We start from the raw sequence: 20,063 nt of genomic DNA on the forward strand, positions 1-20,063 counted from the left end.
CTTCGAGGAGAAGGTATGACCGCGGCGCCCGCTGCATTCGATCCGAAAGCGGCGACGATCGTCGTCGTCACCTTCAACAGATCGCATCTGCTCACCGGACTCCTCACCAGCATCACGGCGATGGACCCGAAGCCCGGACGCGTCGTGATCATCGACAACGCCTCCTCCGACGACACGACCGACGTCGTCGAGTCGTTCCGCGACAGCATCGGCACCGAGATCGTCTACCGGCGCCTGGAGACGAACACGGGTGGCTCCGGCGGGTTCAGCGAGGGCATGCGCACCGCCTACGAGCTCGGCTCCGAGTGGATCTGGATGATGGACGACGACGTCGAGGTGCTCCCCGACGGACTCGCGAAGATGGGCAAGTGGGCCCCGCGCTTCAAGAGCATCCAGGGCCGGCGCTACGACTACGACGGCAGCGAGTTCTACTGGCAGTACCGCATCGCGGAGCGCATGGGTATTCCGATCCCGTTCGCCCCGTCCGGCTTCGACGACTCCGGATACAAGGAGATGAACAGCGGATGCTTCGAGGGCATGTTCATCCACCGCTCGATCGTGAAGCAGATCGGCCTGCCGGACCACCGCTTCTTCATCTACTGGGATGACCAGATGTACGGCTGGCTCGCCTCGCGCAAGACGACGGCCGTCATCGTCGACGAGTTCGTGCTGCGACGCACGCGCGAGATCAAGCAGTGGGACATGGGCATCCGCCACATGAATGCCTCCAGCAACGCCTACCGCTTCTACATCATGCGCAATCGCGCCTACATCAAGCACTACTACCGCGTGCATGACAACTACAACCCCGTGCTCTTCGGCCTCGGCACCGCGATGACGTTCGCGAAGGAGCTCATCCGGCTGCTCTTCGTCGAGCGCACGGTGCGGGGCACGAGCAACCTGTTCCGCGGGCTCAAGGAAGGCGGCCGGATCAGCCGCGACCGCTCCTGGCAGCCCATGGCTCCGCTGGAAGACGCATGATGAGCGAGCCGACTCCCGAGCTCCGTTGGGCGCCCATCGAGCCGAAGCCGAAGAACACGGGCCGCCTCTGGCTGATCATCGGGATCGTCGTCGCCGCCTTGGCGATCGTCGGCGCTCTGCTGTTCTTCCTGCTGCCCCGGGGCGAGGAACCCGCACCCGGCGCGAGCGGCTCCCCCAGCCCTACCGGAACGACGGCCCCTTCCGCCTCCCCCTCACCCACGGAGACGCGCACGCCGCAGACCACGCCGCCGGCACCGGTCGACCCGACCGTCGACGTGTTCCGCGAGCAGGTGGGCGGCTGGCTGACCGATGCTCCCCGCGGCCTCGACATCATCGCCGGGGCGACCGGAGATGATGCGCTGGCCGTCATGGACACCCTGGAGCAGGACGCACGCCGCCTGTCCGACGCGCAGCCGCCCTCGTCGATCGCGCAGCAGTGGCGCGACGGCGTCGACGCCTATTCGAAGCGCCTCGCCGACCTGCACGCTGCCATCACCGATGGCTCCGACACCGCGGCTTCCATCGATGCCGCTCGCACTGCCGTCACAGACCTGCAGACTCTCGTGGGGCTCTGACCCCGAGCCCTCGCCTTCCGGCCGCGGCTACGAGTTGTAGTCGGCGTTGTATCTGTCGAGGACCTCGGCGATCGGTGCGTCGAGAACCAGCGCCCCCTTGTCGAGGTAGAGCCCCCGCGTGCAGAACCGACGGAGATCGCGCTCGTTGTGACTCACGAAGAACAGCGTGCGGCCCTCGGCGAGCAGTTCGTCGATGCGCGTGTAGCACTTCTCGCGGAACGCCTTGTCCCCCACCGCCAGCACCTCGTCGACGAGGAGGATCGGTTCGTCGAGCTGAGAGACGACCGCGAAGGCGAGTCGGACCTTCATCCCGTTGGAGAGGTGCTTGTACGGAGTGTCCTCGAATCCCGCGAGTTCGGCGAACTCGATGATGCCGTCGTAGCGGCGCGTGACCTCGTCGCGGGACATCCCGTGCAGGCCGGAGGTCAGACGGACGTTCTCGCGCACCGTGAGGTCTCCGACGAAGCCTCCGGTGATCTCGATGAGGGGGGCGACTCCGCCGTTGACGGCGACGGTGCCCTCATCGGGCAGGAGCACCTTGGCGACGAGCCGGAGAAGTGTCGACTTCCCCTGACCGTTGCGCCCGACGACACCGATGGACTCGCCCGGCTCCACCGAGAACGAGACGTCACGCAGTGCCCAGAACTCACCCGGACGAGAACGGCGAGACGCTCCGGCGAAGAGATCCTTGAAGCTGCGGCTCCCGCGCCTGTTGCGACGGAAGTGGACGCCGAGACCCTGGACTTCGATGGCCGAGCGCATCACAGCTCCTTCAACACGGGGCGTTCCAGGCTCCGGAAGGTCCAGATGCCGAGTCCGAGGATCAGCAGGCTCATGATGACGCTGATCGTCAGCGTGAACGGATTCCACTGATCGGGGAAGAAGGGCATGCGGTAGAGCATCATGATTCCCGCGAGAGGGTTGAACGCTCCGAGGGTCTGGAAGATGCCGGGGAGGTCGGTGACGTTGTAGATGATGGGCGTCGCGTAGAACATCGCGCGCAGGATCAGCGCCGTCGTGCGCTCGAGGTCGACGAAGAGGACGCAGAGCGGGGCGACGAGCAGTCCGAGCCCGACCAGGAGCACCGTCTGCAGCAGCATCGCCACCGGCATCCACAGCACTCCCCAGCCGACGTGCACGGTCCGGCCGGGGTCGAGCTCGACGAAGAGGTTCACCACGATGAACAGCACCAGGACGGGCAGCGAGAAGAGATACTCGATGCCCTTGCTGAGCACGATGCGGTTCACCCAGATCGAGCGCGGGATCGCGGTCGACCTCACCAACCGGGCGTCCTTCTTGAAGGCGCGGGTGAAGTCCGACACCGAGGCGTTGAACCACACCCAGGGCAGCAGCGCGCTGATCAGGAAGATGATGTACGGCTCTTCGCCGACATCGCGGTTGAACACCTGTGTGAACACGAACCAGTAGATCGCGCTCATGACGAGCGGATCGAGCACCGACCAGAGATAGCCGAGGATGCTGGTCGAGTAGCGGACCTTCAGGTCTCGGGCCGACAGCAGCCACAGCGAATGCAGATATCGCCGGGGCGTCCCGGGTGCCCCGACAGCAGCGTGACTCACGATGTCGAGTCTACGAGAGACTGTTGTTCCACATCGACAGCGCCGAGCCGATGGCCATGTGCATGTCGAGGTACTGGTAGGTGCCCAGACGCCCGCCGAAGTGGACGTCCCGCTCCCCCTTGGCCAGTTCCCGATACGCCAGGAGGCCCCCGCGGTCAGCCGGAGTGTTCACCGGGTAGTAAGGCTCGTCGTCCCGCTCGGCGAAACGCGAGAACTCCCGCATGATCACCGTTCGATCGGCGTCGTAGACATCCTTGCGCTCGGGGTGGAAGTGCTTGAACTCGTGGATGCGCGTGTACGGCACATCCATGTCGGGGTAGTTCATCACGCTCGTACCCTGGAAGTCGCCGATGTCGAGGACCTCCTGCTCGAAGTCCAGCGTCCGCCAGCTGAGCGCGCCCTCCGCGTAGTCGAAGTAACGGTCCACGGGGCCCGTGTACACGAGGGGAACCTGCCCGACCGTCGTGTTCTTGTTGAGGGGCTGCGTCTCATCGAAGAAGTCCACATCGAGCTGCACGTCGATGTTCGGGTGATCCGCCATCCGCTCCAGCCACGCCGTGTAGCCGTCGGTGGGAAGACCCTCCCACGTGTCGTTGAAGTAGCGGTTGTCGTAGGTGTAGCGCACGGGCAGACGGCTGATGATGTCGCCGGAGAGCTTCTGCGGATCGGTCTGCCACTGCTTCGCGGTGTAGTCGCGGAAGAAGGCCTCGAACAGCGGGCGTCCGACGAGGGCGATGCCCTTCTCCTCGAAGTTGGCAGCCGTCTTCGCGTCGAACTCCCCCGCCTGCTCCCGCACCAGCGCGCGGGCCTGGTCAGGGGTGTACGCGGACTGGAAGAACTGGTTGATCGTGCCGAGGTTCACCGGCATCGGGAACACGGTGCCCTTGTGCGTGGTGTACACACGGTGCACGTAGTTCGTGAACGACGTGAAGCGGTTAACGTACTCCCACACCGTCGGGTTCGACGTGTGGAAGAGGTGGGCACCGTAGCGGTGCACCTCGATACCGGTCTGCGACTCGCGCTCACTGTAGGCGTTGCCGCCGATGTGGGGACGACGGTCGATGACGGTCACCTTGCGGCCGGCGTTCGCGGCGCGCTCTGCGATCGTCAGACCGAAGAACCCTGATCCTACGACGAGGAGATCCATCACTCTCCCTGCTTCGGGAACTCGGGGTTTCGCACCGCGATCTCACGAGCGAGTTGAGTGATCTGCTCATCCTGAGCGCGACGCTTGCGCACGATCGACAGCGAGTTCGCGACGAAGACGATCAGGAACGCGTACAGCAGGAGATCGGTGCCGCGACCGACGCCGACCGTCCGGGCGAGGTCATCGATCACCCCGGGGAACATCACCGCGTAGATGCCGGCGGCGAGCAGCAACACCAAGGTGACGGTGCGGATCGCCTGGGTGCGGGCCGATCCGCCCGGCCTGAGGAGGATGAGCCCGAAGACGAGGAAGGCGCCGATGAGGACGGCCTTGATGATGATCTGATCAGACATGACCGTCCTACTTGATGAAGAGTTCGCTGAGGATGTTCACCGAGTTCCACAGCGACTGCCCCTTCGCACGCGAGTACTCGGTGTAGACGATGTGCACGGGCTGCTCCGCATACCGGAGCTTGAGCGAGCCGATCTGCGCAACGATCTCGCTGGCGTGCGCCATGCGGTTCTGGCGGATGTTCAGGGCGAGTGCGGCCCGGCGATTGAACGCCCGAAGACCGTTGTGGGCGTCGGTCAGGCGCACTCCGGTCGACAGCCGCTCGAACAGGACAGCCGTTCGCAGGACCAGCTTCTTCAGCGCACTCGCATTCGTGCGCCCGTCGAGGAACCTCGACCCCACGATGATGTCGAGCGGCTCCGTGCGCAACCGCTCGACCATGTCGAGCGCGTCGGCGACCTGATGCTGCCCGTCGGAGTCGAAGGTCACGAAGTACTCGGCTCCGGGCTGCTCGCGCGCGAACGCGATTCCGGTCTGAAGCGCAGCTCCCTGACCGAGATTGATGGGGTGGCGCAGCACGATGGCGCCTCCCGCGAGAGCTTCTGCGACCGAGTCGTCCTTGCTGCCGTCGTCGACGCACACGATGTGGGGGAAAGTCCTCCGCGCCTCAGCGATCACGTCGCGGACGACGGTCGCCTCGTTGTACAGGGGAATGACGAGCCACGTGTCGCTGTTGGGAGCTGAGTTGATCATCTGCGTTCTCGATGGGAGTCAGGAAAAGCCAATCTTACCCGGTCGGCTCGAAGCTCCCTGTGCTCTTCAGCGCTTCACACCCTCGACGATCCGCTCGTACTCTTCCGCGCGATCCTTCCAGTACCAGCCGTCGAGCGCAGTGACGGGCCATTCCTGCGCAAGCATCTCCGACACCGCCGAGGCGAGTGCCTCCGGGTCGTGCTGCTGCACGATGACCACAGGATGACCCTGCTCACGGAGCACACCGGCGCCCGGAACCTCGTACGTGACGATGCTCCCGCGCTCGGCGAGGGCTTCCAGGAGTGTCGTCTGGAATCCCTCGGCGAGAACCGTCGGATTCACCAGCACGGCGCCGGCGAGGGTCGAGCGCACGGCGGACGCGGGAACCCGACCGCGCATCTCCACGACCTCGGCGAGTCCGTGCCGATCGATGCGACTGCGGATCGATGCCCGCTCGGGGCCGTCGCCGAGCATCGTCGCGGCGACGTCGATCCCGCGGCGCCGCAGGGCAGCGACGGTGTCGACGAAGTCCTCGGCACCCTTGCCAGGTACGAGACGACCCACGAAGACGACGTGGCTCTTGTCGCCGTGCCGCCTGCCGTCGGTCGATGCCGGTTCGATCGCGTTGTAGAAGACCCGCGCGCGTCGTCCCGACAGCCGCTGCACGAAACCGACGACGCTCTCGGAGACACCGACGACCTCGTCGGCGCGGCGAAGCACGAATCGTCCGATCGTCCGATCGACCAGCCGGCTCGCCAGCGTGATCATCGGCGACGACGACACGACGTGACCGCTGCCGTGCTCGGTGTGCACGACCGGGACGCTCGCCCTGCTCGCTGCGCGGAGACCGATCCACGTCATCGGGAAGAACCGCGTGTGCACCGACACCACGTCGACGCGCTCCTCGGCCAGCAGCCGCCGCAGGCGACGAGTCGTGCCCAGCGGCGGGAACCCGAGCACGTCGCCCACGCGGAACCGCTCTGGCAGACGGATCACCCGCACGCCTTCTTCGATGTGCGTGCCCACGGGGCCACCGCCCACCGTGATGACGACGGCCGTATGTCCCGCGCTCTGCAACGCGACGACGAGACTGTGGACGTGCGTCTCGACCCCTCCGACGCGCGGTGGGAAGTTGTTGACGGCGAAGGCGAATCTCACCTCAGCAATCTTATGCACCCCCGGCGGAGCCCTCCGCCCGATCAGGGTTCACGCGGGCAGCGTGGATAGTATCGATCTGTTCGCCGTGTGATCGCCCACGGCTCGAGAAGGAAGCGGACACATGCGCGTTCTGTTCGTCGTCACGGACGCCGACATCGGCGGTGCCGAGCGTCTGCTCGCCACTCTCGCGCGGTCGTGGGACGAGGGCGACGTGCTCCGCCTCGTCGTCGTCATGGGGCCCGGCACGCTCAGCACCGAGCTGGAGGATGCATTCGAGAGCGTGCACTATCTCGGCTACTCGGGGTCGTCCCGGAACATCATGGGCATGGTCCGCTCGCTCGAGCGCGAGATCGTCGACTTCGCTCCCGATGTAATCACCTCGCACCTGTTCCATGCCGACCTCCTCACCGCTCTCGCCCGGAGCAGCGCGGTGAAGACGACGACCATGCACACCCAGCGCCTCACCAAGGCCGACCACCCCCTCACCCGCGCGATCGCCCGAGCGGTCGGGATCCTCTCGTTCCGGTTCGATGGCGTGATCCCTTCCGGCGACAGCGCCAGCATGCAGGATTTCATCCGGCAGCTGGGGATGCGCAAGGTCCTCCCTCCGATCCTGAACGGCGCCGATGTCCCCGACGCGGCATCGTTCGACCCGTCCAGCAGGACATTCCTCTCCCTCGCACGCAACCACCCGGTGAAGGGGCACGACGTCCTGTTCGCCGCCTTCGCCCGCATCGCGGATCAGGCTCCACAGTGGAGCGTGCGCGCCTACGGTCCCGGTGTCGACGATGACGACGAACGGATGCGCAGCCTCGTGGCCGACGCGGGAGCGGAGCAGCTCCTCGCGGAGGGCCGGATCCAGCTGGCCGGGCCCACCGCCCGTCCCGCGGAGGTGCTCCAGCACGGCGCCGCCCTCGTGATCTCCAGCAAGTACGGCGAGAGCTCGCCGCTGGTCGGTGCTGAGGCTGCCGGCGCCGGGGTTCCCGTGATTTCGACCGACGTCGGCAGCTGTGCGCACTTCGTCGACGACGACCGCCTGCTGGTGAAGCCCGATGATGTCGACGATCTCGCCCGGGCGCTCGAGTGCTACACCCGCCTCTCGGACGACGAACGTCAGAGCCTCTCCGTCCTCGCGCGCACACGCGCAGAAGCACGATACGACCCCGCTGCGGTCGCGCGCAGGTATCGGGAGGCCTTCGTCGGCCTGCTCGCTGACGCCGGGAAGCCGTGAAACAGCACTCCGTCGCCGGACAGCTGATCCTGTCGACCTATGGGATGGGCATCCAAGGCGTCGCGCGACTCTTCTACACCCTGGTGATCGGTCGCACCCTCAGCCCTGAAGCGCTCAGCGACACCACGGCGATCCTCTCGCTCGCCGTGTACCTCGCCCTGGTCTGGCCTGCGGGAGCGGCGATCGCCGCCACCCGCTACCTCGCGAACCCCGAGACGGCGGCCGACAGCATCCGTGCGCTTCGCACGTCGTTCTGGGTGTCGACGATCCCCCTCTCGCTGATCGCGATCCCGATCGCCTGGTGGATCACCGGCGACCTTCCCATCGGACTCGCGAGCGCCGTGCTGGTCTTCAGCTACAACGCCTACGTCTTCTCCCGCGGAGTGCTCACCGGCGAGAACCGCCTGCTGCGCGCGGCGGTTCTGGACACGGTGTCGTCGCTGCTCGCCATCACGGTCCTCCTGCTCGTCCTCACCGCGCATTCGAGCTGGGTGCTGCTCCTGCCGCTGTCGGCGGGCTACCTGCTGTTCGCGCTGTTCGCACGAAGCCGCACGGTCGCTGCGCCCGGCCCGTCGAGTCTTCAGCGCGAGACCCTCGCCTTCACGCGCGAGGCCACGTTCGGAGCGCTGGTGATGGGTGGCATGCTGCCGGCGACCATGATCTTCGTGCGCGCATTCGACACCCCGACGGCAGCCGGGATGTTCGCGGCGGCTCTGACCCTGGCGACCCCCGCGAACATCGTCGCGCAGGCGGTGAGCCAGGTGCTCCTCCCCCACTTCGCGCGACTGCGCGCGGACCCGAGCGCGATGCGCGCCTCCCATCGGCGGCTGTTCGCCCTGACGGCCGCCGGCTTCGGCCTCATCTTCGGCGCTCTGATCGTCTTCGCCCCCTGGATTCTCGACCTGTTCTACGGAACGAGGTACGCCGACGGCGTGCCGGCGATGCAGGTGCTTCTCGGCATCGTGCTGCTGCTCTCGCTGACGTCGGCGCCTTCCGCTCTCCTCCTCGCCTCCGGACGCGAGCGTCTCGCCGCCCGGATCTGGATGTTCGCCTTCGTCATCGGCACCGCCACGATGCTCCTGCTCGCCCCCGTCTGGGGGCAGTGGGGAGCGCTCGTCGGCTACGCTCTCGGAGGCGGCGGCGGTTCCATCGTCATCATTCTGTGCGCGTTCCTCGCGCCGACCACGTCTACTCACGTTCGAAGGGACATCACCACATGACGAGGCCTGCCAGACGGATCATCGGCACGATCGCGGCCGCCCTGATGCTCATGACATCCCTGAGCATGTGGGCCCTGGCCTCACCGGTCGGGGCGGGACCCGATGACGACTTCCACCTCGCCAGCATCTGGTGCGGCAACGGAGCGCGCGAAGACCTCTGCGGTCCCGGCGACGACGACCGCTCGAGGGAGATCCCCGACAAGATCGCGGAGTCCGCGTGCTACGCGTTCCACCCGGAGCAGGACGCGTCCTGTCAGGGCAGCGACTACCTGGACGAGGGCTACGAGCTCGGCGAGTCCACGCGCGTGAACACCGGAAACCAGTATCCGTCCGGGTTCTATTTCGTGTCGTCGTTCCTGGCGAGTGACAACGTGGCCGTCTCCACGATCCTGATCCGGCTTCTCCACTCCGCGATCTTCACGGCGATGATGATCGCGACGTGGCTCTTCCTGCCTCGGGCGCTGCGCCTGACACTCGTGGCGAGCATCGCCCTCACCTTCGTCCCGCTCGGCGTCTTCCTCATCGCCTCGGTCAATCCGAGCAGCTGGGCGCTGCTCTCCACCGCCGTGCTGTTCCCCGCTCTGCTGGGCTTCTTCGCGACCACGGGACGCCAACGCATCGCGCTCGGCGTGATCTCCGCGGTGGCCGCTCTCCTCGGTCTCAGCGCCCGCGGCGACGCCGCCGCGTACACGATCGTCGCCGTCGCAGCGGCAGCGGTGCTCGCGTTCCGCCCGACGAAGCGCTTCGCGCTCACTGCGCTCCTCCCCCTCCTTCTCGTCGTTCTCGCAGCCGTCGCCTTCCTCACCGCGGGCCAGACCGGTCTCGCGCTGGGTGGGACCGCCGAACCGGTTCCGGGCGGACCGTCGAAGCTGACCCTGCTGGGCATGAACCTGCTGTCGCTGCCGGCACTGTGGGCCGGGATCTTCGGTCTCAACTGGGGCCTGGGGTGGCTGGACACCACGCTGCATGCCGTCGTCTGGGGCGCGACCATGTTCGCCTTCTCCGGCGCGCTCTTCGCCGCTCTGCGCTGGCAGGGCTGGCGCAAGCTCCTCGCCCTGGCCGGCACGGGTGCGGCTGCCGTCGTCGTTCCGGTCTACATCCTCGTCTCCATGCGCACCACGGTCGGCTACGAGGTTCAGCCGCGATACGTCCTCCCCCTCATCACCCTCTTCCTGGCCACCGCCATCGCTCCGGCGATCCACTCGGGATTGCGCGGCTCCGCGGAGGAGAGCACTCCGCGTGCGGCGCTGCGGTTCTCGCCCGTCCAGATCTGGGTCATGGCCGTGCTTCTCGGCGCTGCACAGAGCGTGGCACTGTACGACAACCTCCGCCGCTACACCGGCCCGGGCACGCTCAGCCCCTCCGGAGACGTCGCCTGGTGGTGGGCCGCAGGTCCCACACCTCTGGTCGTCTGGCTGCTGGGCTCCGCAGCATTCGCGGGCCTCATGGCGCTCCTCGCGGTCATCGGCTCGCGATACATGCGATCGCTCGACGCACAGCCCGCTGCCGTCTGAGAGTCTGCGGCCTGGGAGCGCCCCCCCTACTCGCTGTAGGCGCGCTCCCAGGCCGCAGGCCTCGCGAGATCCGGCGCCGCTCGACGATAGCGGCGTGCGAGTGCAGGCCAGGCGACCAGAAGTCGAAGGCGAAGCCATCCCGACCTCACCAGAAGTCGCGCGGCGGTGCGGCGGTCCCGCTGGAGGAGGAACACGCCATCTCCCGCGGCGCTCTCCAGGGCGACACGGTCGAGCATGCCGATGCTCCACCACTTCCCGTCAGTCCTGCGCACACGGGTCGGCGGGGCCGTTTCGTCGACCGATCCGAGCTGTGCGAGAAGAACACGCACGAGCCGGACGATGCGTCCTCGCAGCCCGTCGGGAGCGGCGGGCCGATGCGCCTTGTCCGGTATCTCGGCAGAGTCGCCGAACGCGGTGATCGTCTGGCCGCGCGAGGCCAGCAGCCGCTGCATGTCGCTCCGACGAGTGCCCAGCGTCGCCCACAGGTGCGCCGGTCCGTCGAGGACGTCTCGAAGCGCGACGGATCTGACGTCGGCTGAGCCGTATTGCTGGCAGAGCACGTGGTTCACGTCCTGCGCCCATGAGCTCACGAGGAGCCGGAGAGGATTCGAGGAGTGCAGGAGAGCGGTCACGACACGATTGCGCAGCTGATGGTAGGCCTGCCAGTCGAGACCGTCGTCCTTCGCCGTCCAGGGCATGTGCCACAGCGCGGCCCCGGGAAGAGTGAGGGTGCGGTGTCCTGCTGCGCTCGCGCGGAGACCGTACTCCGCGTCATCCCATTTGATGAAGTACGGGAGCGAGACACCGATCTCCCGGATGACCGCCGCGGGGATGAGACACATCCACCATCCGTTGAAGTCGACATCCTTCGGGCGGAGGAATCCGGCCGTCTTCACGATCGGGTGCTCACGCAGATCTGCCGCGACGAGATCCGGCTCTGTGGCGTGCCACCACATCGAACGCCGATCGACGACCTCGCCCATCGAGTGCAGGACGGTCGGCTCGCGCAAGCTGAGCATCTGGGCGCCGATCAACGGCGTCGCCCTGGCGACGGAGGCGAGGGCGCACATCTTCCGCACCGACTCGGTCTCCAGCATGACGTCGTCATCGAGCAACAGCACATGGGTCGCCCCGGTTCCGAGCGCCTCGATCATCCCTCGGCTGAAGCCGCCCGATCCTCCGAGGTTGGCCTGTTCGATCAGCTTCACATCGACAGCTGCCCGCTCCAGGACGGGGGCGATGGCCTCGCGGATGCGGGTACTCCCCTGGTCGACGACGACCACCCGCTCGATGAGATCCGGCAGCCCGTCAGAGGAGAGGGCGTCGACCAGGCGGACGCAGTCGTCGACGCGGTTCATCGTCGTGATCGCGATCGAGGGACGGACTTCCCGTCGCTCCGACGCCTCGATGACCCATTCTCCGTCGCGGACGACGGTCTCCGTCGAGGCCGAGACGACCAACCAGACCCAGGCGTACTCACGACCGGCGTTCGGCACTTCGATCAGGAGCTGCGACGTCGAGGCATCGACCGCGTGGAGTTCGACGTGCGTCCCGTCGGCGTGCGCGCCCCGGAGCACTACGCGACACTCTCCCTCGACGTCCAGGCGCAGGAGGAGCCGCGTCATCGTGGAATGGGTTCGCCAGAATCCGGACGGGAAGGCGTTGAAGTACGTATCGAACGACGCGTCCGCACCAGCTGCGATACGCAGCGCGCGGCGATCGATCACGTCCGCCGCACCGTTCACGTAGAGGGGCATCGCATCCGCGCGGTCGGCATGCGGCAGGACGATCCGCTGCGCCGTGATCTGCTCGGCGATGCCGGCTGCTGTCGTCATGAGGTGAACCGGCGTCGCCACGCGCGTAGCGCCGTGTTGATCCGTCGCGAGATCGGACGCCTCTCGTCCAGCTGTCGCGCGACCTCGTCCTGGATGTAGCGCGAGAGGTAGAGCATGATCCCGTCGCCGTGCTTCTGCGCGAACTCGCGCAGAGCCTCGTCTCGGATGAGCTTGTCGTAGTACTCGTGCTCCGAGGCGAGCACGAACATGCTGTTGCCCAGCGCGCCGGTCGAAGCGCGGCGCTGCATCCAGTAGGCCTTCGGCTCGCCGTCGATGAACCCGATGGAGTGGTAGCGCAGCACCCGGAGGTTGAACTCCCAGTCCTCGGCGGCGTGGACGTCTTCTCGGTAGAGCCCGACCTCGTCGTGCACCGCACGCCGATACACGTAGGCGATCGGGACGAAGCGGTTGACCTGGAGCATGTCGGCGTAGGTGATCTGCGCCAGGTCTGCCCAGAACGGTGCCCGTGACGTCTCGACGAAGGTCGTCCCCTCGACGCGCTCGTAGACGATCTCGGTTCTGGAGACGACACCTATATCCGATGGATGCGAATCGAGCCATTCGACGGAGCCGGCGAGGAACTCGGGATGCCAGAGGTCGTCATCGTCGTGGAGCACGACGAACTCGCAGCTCAGCGCTCGCACACCGACATTCGCAGACGCCGATCGTCCGAGCGACTCGGTGTGGTGGATGACCTCGACCTTGCGTCTGACCCCTTCGGGCAACGCGTCGATGACCGCATCGACGGGGCCTCGGGGGCCCCCGTCGTTGACGACCACAGCGGCCCACGACGGGAAGCTCTGCGCCGCGACGTCGTGGAGTGCCCTCGCGAGGAGGATCGGGCGGTCCTTGGTGCGGATGACGATGCCGACGCGGACAGTCGAATCAGGCACGAGATCTCCTGTCGAGCTGCGGGATGGCCGGTTCATCGAACCTATCATCCCGGACGGCGGAGGCCGCGGGGAACCTCACCAAATAGACTCTGATGGTGTTCGCAGCTCTGAGGCGTATCTGGCGGGTTTCGCGGGGGATCCCGGGTGTGCGCGGGGTCCTCGCCGCCGTCGACCGCGTCTGGTGGGCTCGCACCATTCGTCGCGCAGAGCTCGTCGACCTCGATCACGTGCAGCTGCAGGTCGGCCGGCGGCTCCGCGCGAACGCAGCCATCAGGGCCTACGTCCGCGGGCGTCACCGGGACGGCCTGTCGCTCAATCCCCTCTTCTTCGACGGCAGAGTCGGATCGCAGCTCCCCGACGCCGGCCGGGTGCCCGCGCTGTACGCGTATCTGATCAACGATCAGGCCAAGATCCACACCAGCGAGACGTGGGATGCCCCCGCCTACGCCGCCGCCCACCCCGACTCGCTGCGCGCACCCGGAGGGCCCGTCGGCGCGGCGTGGCGCTCATCGCTGGACGGCGGACGACTGGACATCGGCATCGGCTCGTCCACGGTCGCCGTGACGCGTGCCGAACTCCTTCACGCAGAGCGGTTGCCTCCGGTTCCGCACGACGCGCTGGGGCCGGTGACTCGGCCGCGTCTGCTCATCTGGCGCTTCGGCCCCGGTGACGACGACGGGACGGCGTTGCGCACCGCCCTCACAGTCTCGTCCGTCTCGGACTCCGCGCTCTGGCTCGTCGTCGATGAGAAGACCCCTGCAGCGCTGCGCCTCGCCTGCGCCCAGGTGCCGCTCTGGCAGGGGAACGCGGTCGTCGTCGACAGTGCTCCCGATGTGAGTCCCACGGATACCACCGTGCCAGCCGGCACGCTGCTCCTGGTGCGGGACGCTGATTCCGAGATCTCCGCTGAAGACGCGCTCACCCTGCTCGAGAGCGCGACTCGTGCGCCCGCTGCGCCGCTGTGGCTGCGTATGGACGGGACGATCGCTTCGGCAGGTGTCGTCGTGCGTGATGGCGAAGGGCGTCATCTCCTCGCCGGCCACCCGGCACAAGACGTGAGCGGGCTCGGAGACCACGTGGACTCCGCTGTCCTCGACAGCCCTGTCCGCGCCTTCCGCGTGGGGTCGATGGAGGGCCCGCGGACGCTGCTGGGCGTCGCCGTCCGCTCCGCCGCCGTGCCCGCGGCGATGAGCCGGCCCTCCGGCGACACTCGGATGGACGCGCTCAGCGTGGGGCGCGGTCTGCAGGTCGACGACGCACGCTGGCCCCTCATGAAGCGCACGGCCGTGGAGACCGTGACGCTTCCCGACGGCTCGATCGTGCCGCGGCTGCGCTGGTCGGTGAAGACAGCGGCTCCCGCCGGGCCCACCGGGGAGGCCTGGGGCGACACGCACTTCGCCCGCGGCCTCGCAGCGGCCCTGGAACGCCTGGGCCAGTACGCGGCGGTCGATGCCCGACCGGCAGCCCAGCGCTCCTCCGATGTGCTCGACGATGTGAGTGTCGTCCTTCGCGGACCCCATCCGCTCCGGCCGTCGCGCAGCCGTGTGAATCTGCTGTGGATCATCAGTCATCCCGACGAGATCCACGCGGAGGAGCTCTCCGCCTTCGATCGATGCTTCGCCGCGTCGACGGCGTGGGCGGCAGCCGCGACGACCCGGTTCTCCACCCCCGTCACCCCCCTGCTGCAGTGCACGGATCCGCACCGGTTCACCCCACAGGGCCTGACACGTTCGCGCGATCTCGTCTTCGTCGGGACGGCGCGCGGGATCGCGCGACCCTCCGTCGTGGAGCCGCTGCGCGTCGGAGCACCTGTCCGTGTGTACGGGCCGGACTGGCGGGGCTACATCCCCGCCGGAGCGATCGCCGGCACCCACGTGCCGAATGATCGGCTCCCCGCGGTGTACGAGGCCGCCGGTGCGGTTCTCAACGACCACTGGCCCGCGATGCAGCGCAACGGCTTCGTGTCCAACCGCCTCTACGATGTCGTCGCTTCTGGAGGCCGCGCCATCAGCGACGATGTGGCAGGCATCTCAGAGATCTTCGGACCGGCCGTGCGGACGTACCGTGACGTTCCCGAGCTCCACGAGCTCACCCTCTCTGACCTCGATGCCCTCTTCCCCTCGGACGACGAGCTCGCAGCGATCGCGCGACGCATTCGGGAAGAGGACTCGTTCGACGCCCGTGCCAGGCATCTGCTCGACACGGCACAGGAACTCCTCTGACCCCCGCAGCCTCACCGGGCTCGCGGTGAACGCCCGCTACCATCGAAGAACAGTCGACCGAAGGAGAAACATTGCGCGTGCTCGTCACCGGTGGAGCCGGGTACATCGGTTCCCACACTCTGGTCGCCCTGCTGGAGCGAGGCCACGAGGTCTTCGTCATCGACAGTTTCGCGAACAGTTCGCCGCGGGCTCTCGAGCGGGTCGAACAGATCACCGGCCGCGCGCCCGCGTACTTCGACCTCGACCTGCGAGACGATGCCGGGGTCGATGAGGTGTTCTCGTCGGTCTCCCCCGATGCGGTGATCCACTTCGCGGGTCTGAAGGCCGTCGGCGAGAGCGTCGCCGAGCCGCTGCGCTACTACGCCCACAACCTCGACAGCACGTTCTCGCTCTTGCGGGCGATGTCGACGCACGGTGTGCGGCGACTCGTGTTCTCCTCCTCGGCCACCGTCTACGGAGACACGAGAGACTCACCCTACGAAGAGGACGGCGGCCCGCTTGACGCCACCAACCCGTACGGGCAGACCAAGGTCATGCTCGAGCGGATCCTCACCGACGTCGCCCAGGCGGATCCCTCGTGGAGCATCGCGCTCCTTCGCTACTTCAACCCGATCGGCGCGCACGAGAGCGGACTCATCGGAGAAGACCCGAACGGGATCCCGAACAATCTCGCTCCCTACATCTCGCAGGTCGCGGTGGGCCGGCTTCCGCATGTGAACGTCTTCGGTGCGGACTACCAGACGGCAGACGGAACCGGAGAGCGCGACTACATCCACGTGGTCGACCTCGCAGAGGGCCACGTCGCCGCCCTCGAGAAGCTCAACGGAAGTCAGGGCGTCCGCGCGTGGAACCTCGGCACGGGACGCGCGACCTCCGTGCTCGCACTGATCAAGGCTTTCGAGGCGGCCACGGGAACCGAGATCCCCTACCGGATCGCCGACCGTCGGGAAGGCGATCTCGCGCAGGCGTGGGCGGACACCCGTCGCGCCGCCGAGGAGCTGGGGTGGACCGCGTCACGAGACGTCGAGACCATGGCGGTCGACGCCTGGCGGTGGCAGTCTCGCAACCCTCGCGGCTACGCCGACTGAGTCAGGGCCGCGCCTCTTCCGCGCCCGCCCCGGCACCCGCGACGGTCACGCGGGCGGCGGAGGAACCCATGGTGTCTTCCGCGCCCTCCACGTTGAGCATCACGGCCTGCATGAGCGCGTGCGTGCTGACCTCGCTGACGCCGGCGACGTTGGCGTTGACGAAGTACTGACCGTGCCCGAGCTGGAGGCTCTCGATCCGCAGGTCGACGAAGGTGGTGCCGTCGAGGGGGGCGAGGCGCTGCTGAAGGATGTCGGTGTTGGATGCGATCACCATGTGTCCGAACGGGGTGTCGATGCTGAAACCGACCTCCCACCTGTCGAACAGGTGCTCGGAGGCGACGTGGATCCGGATCGTCACGGCGTCGCCGGAGACGATCGTGTTCCCCACGACGCCATCCCGGTCGAGCAGCTCGACCTTCGTGACGCTGATCGGCTGCGCGTCGGAGGCGCTGGTGGAGTCGCGGCGACGCTGATCGAGCGACTCACGCAGGACACGGATCGCCTCGTTCGTGTCGCCGTCGTGGATCACGGCGCCGTCACGCAGCACGATGCCGCGGTCGCACAGCTCCGCCACCTGCTGCGCCGAGTGGCTGACCAGGATGATCGTGCGGCCCTCGGCACGGAACTGGGTGATGCGATCCATGCACTTTCGCTGGAAGGTCTCGTCGCCGACAGCGAGCACCTCGTCGACGAGGAGGATGTCGGGGTCGGTGTGCACGGCGACCGCGAACGCGAGACGCACGTACATCCCGGAGGAATAGAACTTCACGGCGGTGTCGATGAAGGACCCGATGCCGCTGAACTCGACGATGTCGTCGAACTGCCGATCCGTCTCCGCCTTCGACAGGCCCAGGATGGAGGCGTTGAGGTAGACGTTCTCGCGACCGCTCAGGTCGGGGTGGAATCCGGCCCCGAGTTCCAGCAGCGCAGCCATGCGTCCGCGCGTCTGCACTGTTCCGGTCGTCGGGGAGATGATGCCGCCGATGAGCTTGAGCAGGGTCGACTTGCCGGAGCCGTTCGCCCCGAGCAGACCGACCGTGGTGCCCGCCTGGATGCGCAGGCTCACGTCGTCGACGGCGACGAAGTCCTCGCGGAGATCCCTGCCGAGGCGTCCGAAGTGGACGATCCGGTCCTTGAGGCTGTTGTCCTTGCGGACGGTGAAGTGCTTGCTGACCTCATCGAGACGAACGATGTCCGGTCCTGTGATCGACATCAAAGCTCCTGTGCGAAGTTGCCCTGGACGCGGACGAAGAATCGGTGCGCGAGCCAGAGAAGGACGATACCGACCAGGGTCGCGATCAGCATGCGCAATCCGAGCTCGGGCGGGTAGTCGGCGCTGCCACCGGCGCCCCAGAACGCCCGGTGGAAGCCGAGCACGCCGATGGTCAGAGGATTCGCGGCGTAGATCTCGATGACCCACTCTGGCAGCGAGAACCGCACGAGGACGTCCTTGACCATCGACCACGAGTAGACGATCGGCGAAGCCCACATCGCGAGCATGAGGACGACCTCGGTGAGGTACTGCACGTCGCGGAGGTAGACGTTCATGGCGGCGAGCAGGAGCCCCAGGGCCAAGCCGTACACCACGACCAGCAGCAGCGACGGGAAGAACCAGAGCATCTGCACCGGCGCCGGGAGCGCACCGAAGGCGATCGCGGCGACGAGGAGAACGGCGAGCTGCACCGCTCCCATGAAGGCGGCGGCTCCGACGCTCGCGAGGGGGAAGACCTCACGAGGGAGATAGATCTTCTTCACCAGCGCGGCGTTGTTGATGATGGACCCGGTCGATCCGGCGATCATGTCGTTGAAGAAGACGTAGAGCGTCAACCCCGAGAACAGATAGATCGCGAAGTCCGGGATACCCTCGGCAGCGCGGAGGAACTGCCCCAGCACGATGTAGTACATGAGGAACTGGATGAGCGGCTTGATCATCGTCCAGAGGAACCCGAGGAAGCTGTCGCGGTAGCGCGCCTGAAGATCGCGCCGGATGAGGAGCGCCAGCAGTTCACGGCGACCGAAGATCTCCCTGAGCTTCCCACCGCGCACTCGAAGTCCCCGAGCGTCGATGGTGGAGAACGACTCCTTCTCGAGCCGAGCAAACCTATCGATCGTTTCCAAGATCCTCACTCACTTCTGGGATTGCCGCTACGGCCACGCGAACCTCGCACCGTCATCGGCCGAGAATGCGTCGTATCGCTGCTCGAGGCCGTCGCACAGCACGAGCGACCTTACCCGCCAGGGTGTCTGAGGCCATGATCTCGCGCACCCGCGCACCGGTTCCGGGAAAATTGACGCGCATGTACATTCTTGCAAAGTCCGAGCGCGAGCCCGTACCCACGAAGCCCGCGAGTCTGATCAGCTCGATCTGTTCGTATGCGTATCCCGGCGTCGTGACAGACATCTCGTCGAGTTTGAACTCGAGCGAGGAATGGCTGATCGACATGTACTCGGTGGTCGAGACGGTTCGCACGTGGTACCCGAGCTCCCCGGCCGCATACGCCGGGATGCGCTCCAGGATGTGTGCGAGCCCCCCATCCTTGTAGGCCTCCGCACCGCCGAACTGCTCGTACGTCCACGGATGCGAGATCAAAAGCCGCAGCGCCTGGGGACGAGCGACGTACATCGATCCGAACGGAGCGAGCGGGGAGATGTCGTCCAGGGGCACGAAGATCCCCAGCTGCTCGGCGATGTCCGCTGCGCCCTCCTTGTTGACCGACCAGCCGCGCCCGAGGGTGGGGTAGCCGATGTGGATCATGGGCGGGAAGACCATCCCGAGGCCGGGCTCCTTCTGGAACAGCGACACCAGATTGGCGGTGTAGCCCTGGCTGTTCAGCAGGTTGTCGAACTGCTGCTCCTTGAAGTGCCGTCCGACGTTGAAGCCGTCTTGCGGCGTCTTCTTCGAGTGGATCTTGACGACCAGGTCATAGTCGTCACCGAGCAGGACATCGCGGCATTCGATGAGGAATGCGCTCTGGTCGCGCCCGTCGTTCGAGGAGACCACGCGGATGTCGACGGCACCCCTCCGGTGGCCACGGCGGGTGAGGGTCTCCGCGATCGCACTGGCGCGTTCAGGGTCGGGAGTCGTGACGACCAGGTCGTAGTCCCCCGGGAGAGTGTCGGCGCGATCGAGCATCTCATCGGTCATCTCCACATAGAAGATGTGCGCGATGACCACCGTGCGCAGCGGTGCCTCCGGATCGTAGCCGCGGTCGTAGTCCGGCAGCACCTCCAGCATGGCGGCATCGGTGTTGAGGTCCTTCGGGGGGATCGTGCGGGCCGCGTTCTCCCAGAAGAGCTCCATCGGATAGCCGTACTGGGCCGCCTTCTCCAGGGTCCATCGGCCGACGACCGCATGGCGATCGAGATACGGCGGCCACTGCATGAAGGGGCGGCGCTTCATCACCGGGCATCCTGCGTCCAGCAGGGCCTCCGCCCGGTAGAGCGAGGGATTCTTGGTACCGATCTCGGCAGCGGGATAGGCGACGTCGTGGGTGAAGCCGAGCTGCGCGAAATGATCCGTGAAGATCGTCTCGTGCTTGAGCACCGCATCGAAATACGACGGCATCTCCGGCAAC

18 protein-coding genes are annotated in these 20,063 nt (G+C 66.9%); 7 read left to right on the plus strand and 11 right to left on the minus strand.

The window, feature by feature from the left end:
* The first annotated feature begins 15 nt into the window (after positions 1-15).
* Complete coding sequence (locus ASD13_RS10965; protein ID WP_055869102.1) at positions 16-981, plus strand: glycosyltransferase family 2 protein; 966 nt, start codon at positions 16-18, stop codon at positions 979-981.
* Entirely contained in the window at positions 981-1,556 is a 576-nt protein-coding gene (locus ASD13_RS10970; protein ID WP_235562534.1) for a hypothetical protein, read from the plus strand. Before ASD13_RS10965 ends, ASD13_RS10970 begins: the two co-directional genes overlap by 1 nt.
* Positions 1,557-1,583: 27 nt before the next feature.
* Here ASD13_RS10970 and ASD13_RS10975 read toward each other — a convergent pair whose 3' ends face one another.
* The 6 genes from ASD13_RS10975 to ASD13_RS11000 form a co-directional block, all read right to left on the minus strand.
* Positions 1,584-2,318, minus strand: a complete 735-nt coding sequence (locus ASD13_RS10975; RefSeq protein WP_017831125.1) for an ABC transporter ATP-binding protein — start codon at positions 2,316-2,318, stop codon at positions 1,584-1,586.
* Positions 2,318-3,136: an ABC transporter permease gene (locus ASD13_RS10980; protein ID WP_055869104.1), complete on the minus strand. Its 819-nt coding sequence runs from the start codon at positions 3,134-3,136 to the stop codon at positions 2,318-2,320. The genes ASD13_RS10975 and ASD13_RS10980 overlap by 1 nt, the downstream gene beginning before the upstream one ends.
* Positions 3,137-3,146: 10 nt before the next feature.
* Positions 3,147-4,283, minus strand: a complete 1,137-nt coding sequence (gene glf / locus ASD13_RS10985; RefSeq protein ID WP_055869105.1) for a UDP-galactopyranose mutase — start codon at positions 4,281-4,283, stop codon at positions 3,147-3,149.
* A complete protein-coding gene (locus ASD13_RS10990; protein WP_055869106.1) occupies positions 4,283-4,636 on the minus strand; it encodes a DUF2304 domain-containing protein in 354 nt (117 codons plus the stop codon). The genes glf and ASD13_RS10990 overlap by 1 nt, the downstream gene beginning before the upstream one ends.
* Positions 4,637-4,643: 7 nt before the next feature.
* The gene (locus ASD13_RS10995) at positions 4,644-5,327 is read right to left on the minus strand and encodes a glycosyltransferase family 2 protein (protein ID WP_017831129.1); all 684 of its coding nucleotides are present in this window, start codon (positions 5,325-5,327) and stop codon (positions 4,644-4,646) included.
* 66 nt (positions 5,328-5,393) lie between these two features.
* On the minus strand, positions 5,394-6,485 hold the full coding sequence (locus ASD13_RS11000; protein ID WP_055869107.1) for a glycosyltransferase family 4 protein: 1,092 nt from the start codon (positions 6,483-6,485) through the stop codon (positions 5,394-5,396).
* A gap of 121 nt (positions 6,486-6,606) precedes the next feature.
* On the opposite strand from ASD13_RS11000, the gene ASD13_RS11005 reads away from it, so the two are divergent.
* Genes ASD13_RS11005 through ASD13_RS11015 form a run of 3 tightly spaced genes read left to right on the plus strand, consistent with a single transcriptional unit; the run spans position 6,607 to position 10,450 of the window.
* The gene (locus ASD13_RS11005; protein WP_055869108.1) at positions 6,607-7,716 is read left to right on the plus strand and encodes a glycosyltransferase; all 1,110 of its coding nucleotides are present in this window, start codon (positions 6,607-6,609) and stop codon (positions 7,714-7,716) included.
* On the plus strand, positions 7,713-8,936 hold the full coding sequence (locus tag ASD13_RS11010; protein ID WP_055869109.1) for a lipopolysaccharide biosynthesis protein: 1,224 nt from the start codon (positions 7,713-7,715) through the stop codon (positions 8,934-8,936). Before ASD13_RS11005 ends, ASD13_RS11010 begins: the two co-directional genes overlap by 4 nt.
* The gene (locus ASD13_RS11015; RefSeq protein WP_017831133.1) at positions 8,933-10,450 is read left to right on the plus strand and encodes a DUF2142 domain-containing protein; all 1,518 of its coding nucleotides are present in this window, start codon (positions 8,933-8,935) and stop codon (positions 10,448-10,450) included. The genes ASD13_RS11010 and ASD13_RS11015 overlap by 4 nt, the downstream gene beginning before the upstream one ends.
* A 26-nt stretch (positions 10,451-10,476) precedes the next feature.
* Here the strand turns inward: ASD13_RS11015 and ASD13_RS11020 are convergent, their stop codons facing one another.
* Both ASD13_RS11020 and ASD13_RS11025 read right to left on the minus strand, forming a co-directional pair.
* Positions 10,477-12,285 (minus strand): glycosyltransferase, encoded by a 1,809-nt coding sequence (locus ASD13_RS11020; RefSeq protein WP_157535616.1) that lies wholly within the window; start codon positions 12,283-12,285, stop codon positions 10,477-10,479.
* Entirely contained in the window at positions 12,282-13,178 is an 897-nt protein-coding gene (locus tag ASD13_RS11025; protein ID WP_235562536.1) for a glycosyltransferase family 2 protein, read from the minus strand. The genes ASD13_RS11020 and ASD13_RS11025 overlap by 4 nt, the downstream gene beginning before the upstream one ends.
* Before the next feature lie 95 nt (positions 13,179-13,273).
* Between ASD13_RS11025 and ASD13_RS11030 the strand changes: the two genes are divergently transcribed.
* A complete protein-coding gene (locus tag ASD13_RS11030) occupies positions 13,274-15,400 on the plus strand; it encodes a glycosyltransferase (protein WP_162246290.1) in 2,127 nt (708 codons plus the stop codon).
* A gap of 71 nt (positions 15,401-15,471) precedes the next feature.
* Entirely contained in the window at positions 15,472-16,488 is a 1,017-nt protein-coding gene (gene galE, locus ASD13_RS11035; protein ID WP_055869113.1) for a UDP-glucose 4-epimerase GalE, read from the plus strand.
* A gap of 1 nt (position 16,489) precedes the next feature.
* Here the strand turns inward: galE and ASD13_RS11040 are convergent, their stop codons facing one another.
* The 3 genes from ASD13_RS11040 to ASD13_RS11050 form a co-directional block, all read right to left on the minus strand.
* The gene (locus ASD13_RS11040) at positions 16,490-17,701 is read right to left on the minus strand and encodes an ABC transporter ATP-binding protein (protein ID WP_017831138.1); all 1,212 of its coding nucleotides are present in this window, start codon (positions 17,699-17,701) and stop codon (positions 16,490-16,492) included.
* Positions 17,701-18,606: an ABC transporter permease gene (locus tag ASD13_RS11045; protein ID WP_235562537.1), complete on the minus strand. Its 906-nt coding sequence runs from the start codon at positions 18,604-18,606 to the stop codon at positions 17,701-17,703. Before ASD13_RS11045 ends, ASD13_RS11040 begins: the two co-directional genes overlap by 1 nt.
* 52 nt (positions 18,607-18,658) lie before the next feature.
* On the minus strand, positions 18,659-20,063 hold a 1,405-nt coding region (locus ASD13_RS11050; RefSeq protein WP_162246291.1), incomplete at its 5' end, for a rhamnan synthesis F family protein.

This window comes from Microbacterium sp. Root1433D1 (assembly GCF_001426835.1).
Lineage (GTDB): Bacteria > Actinomycetota > Actinomycetes > Actinomycetales > Microbacteriaceae > Microbacterium > Microbacterium maritypicum.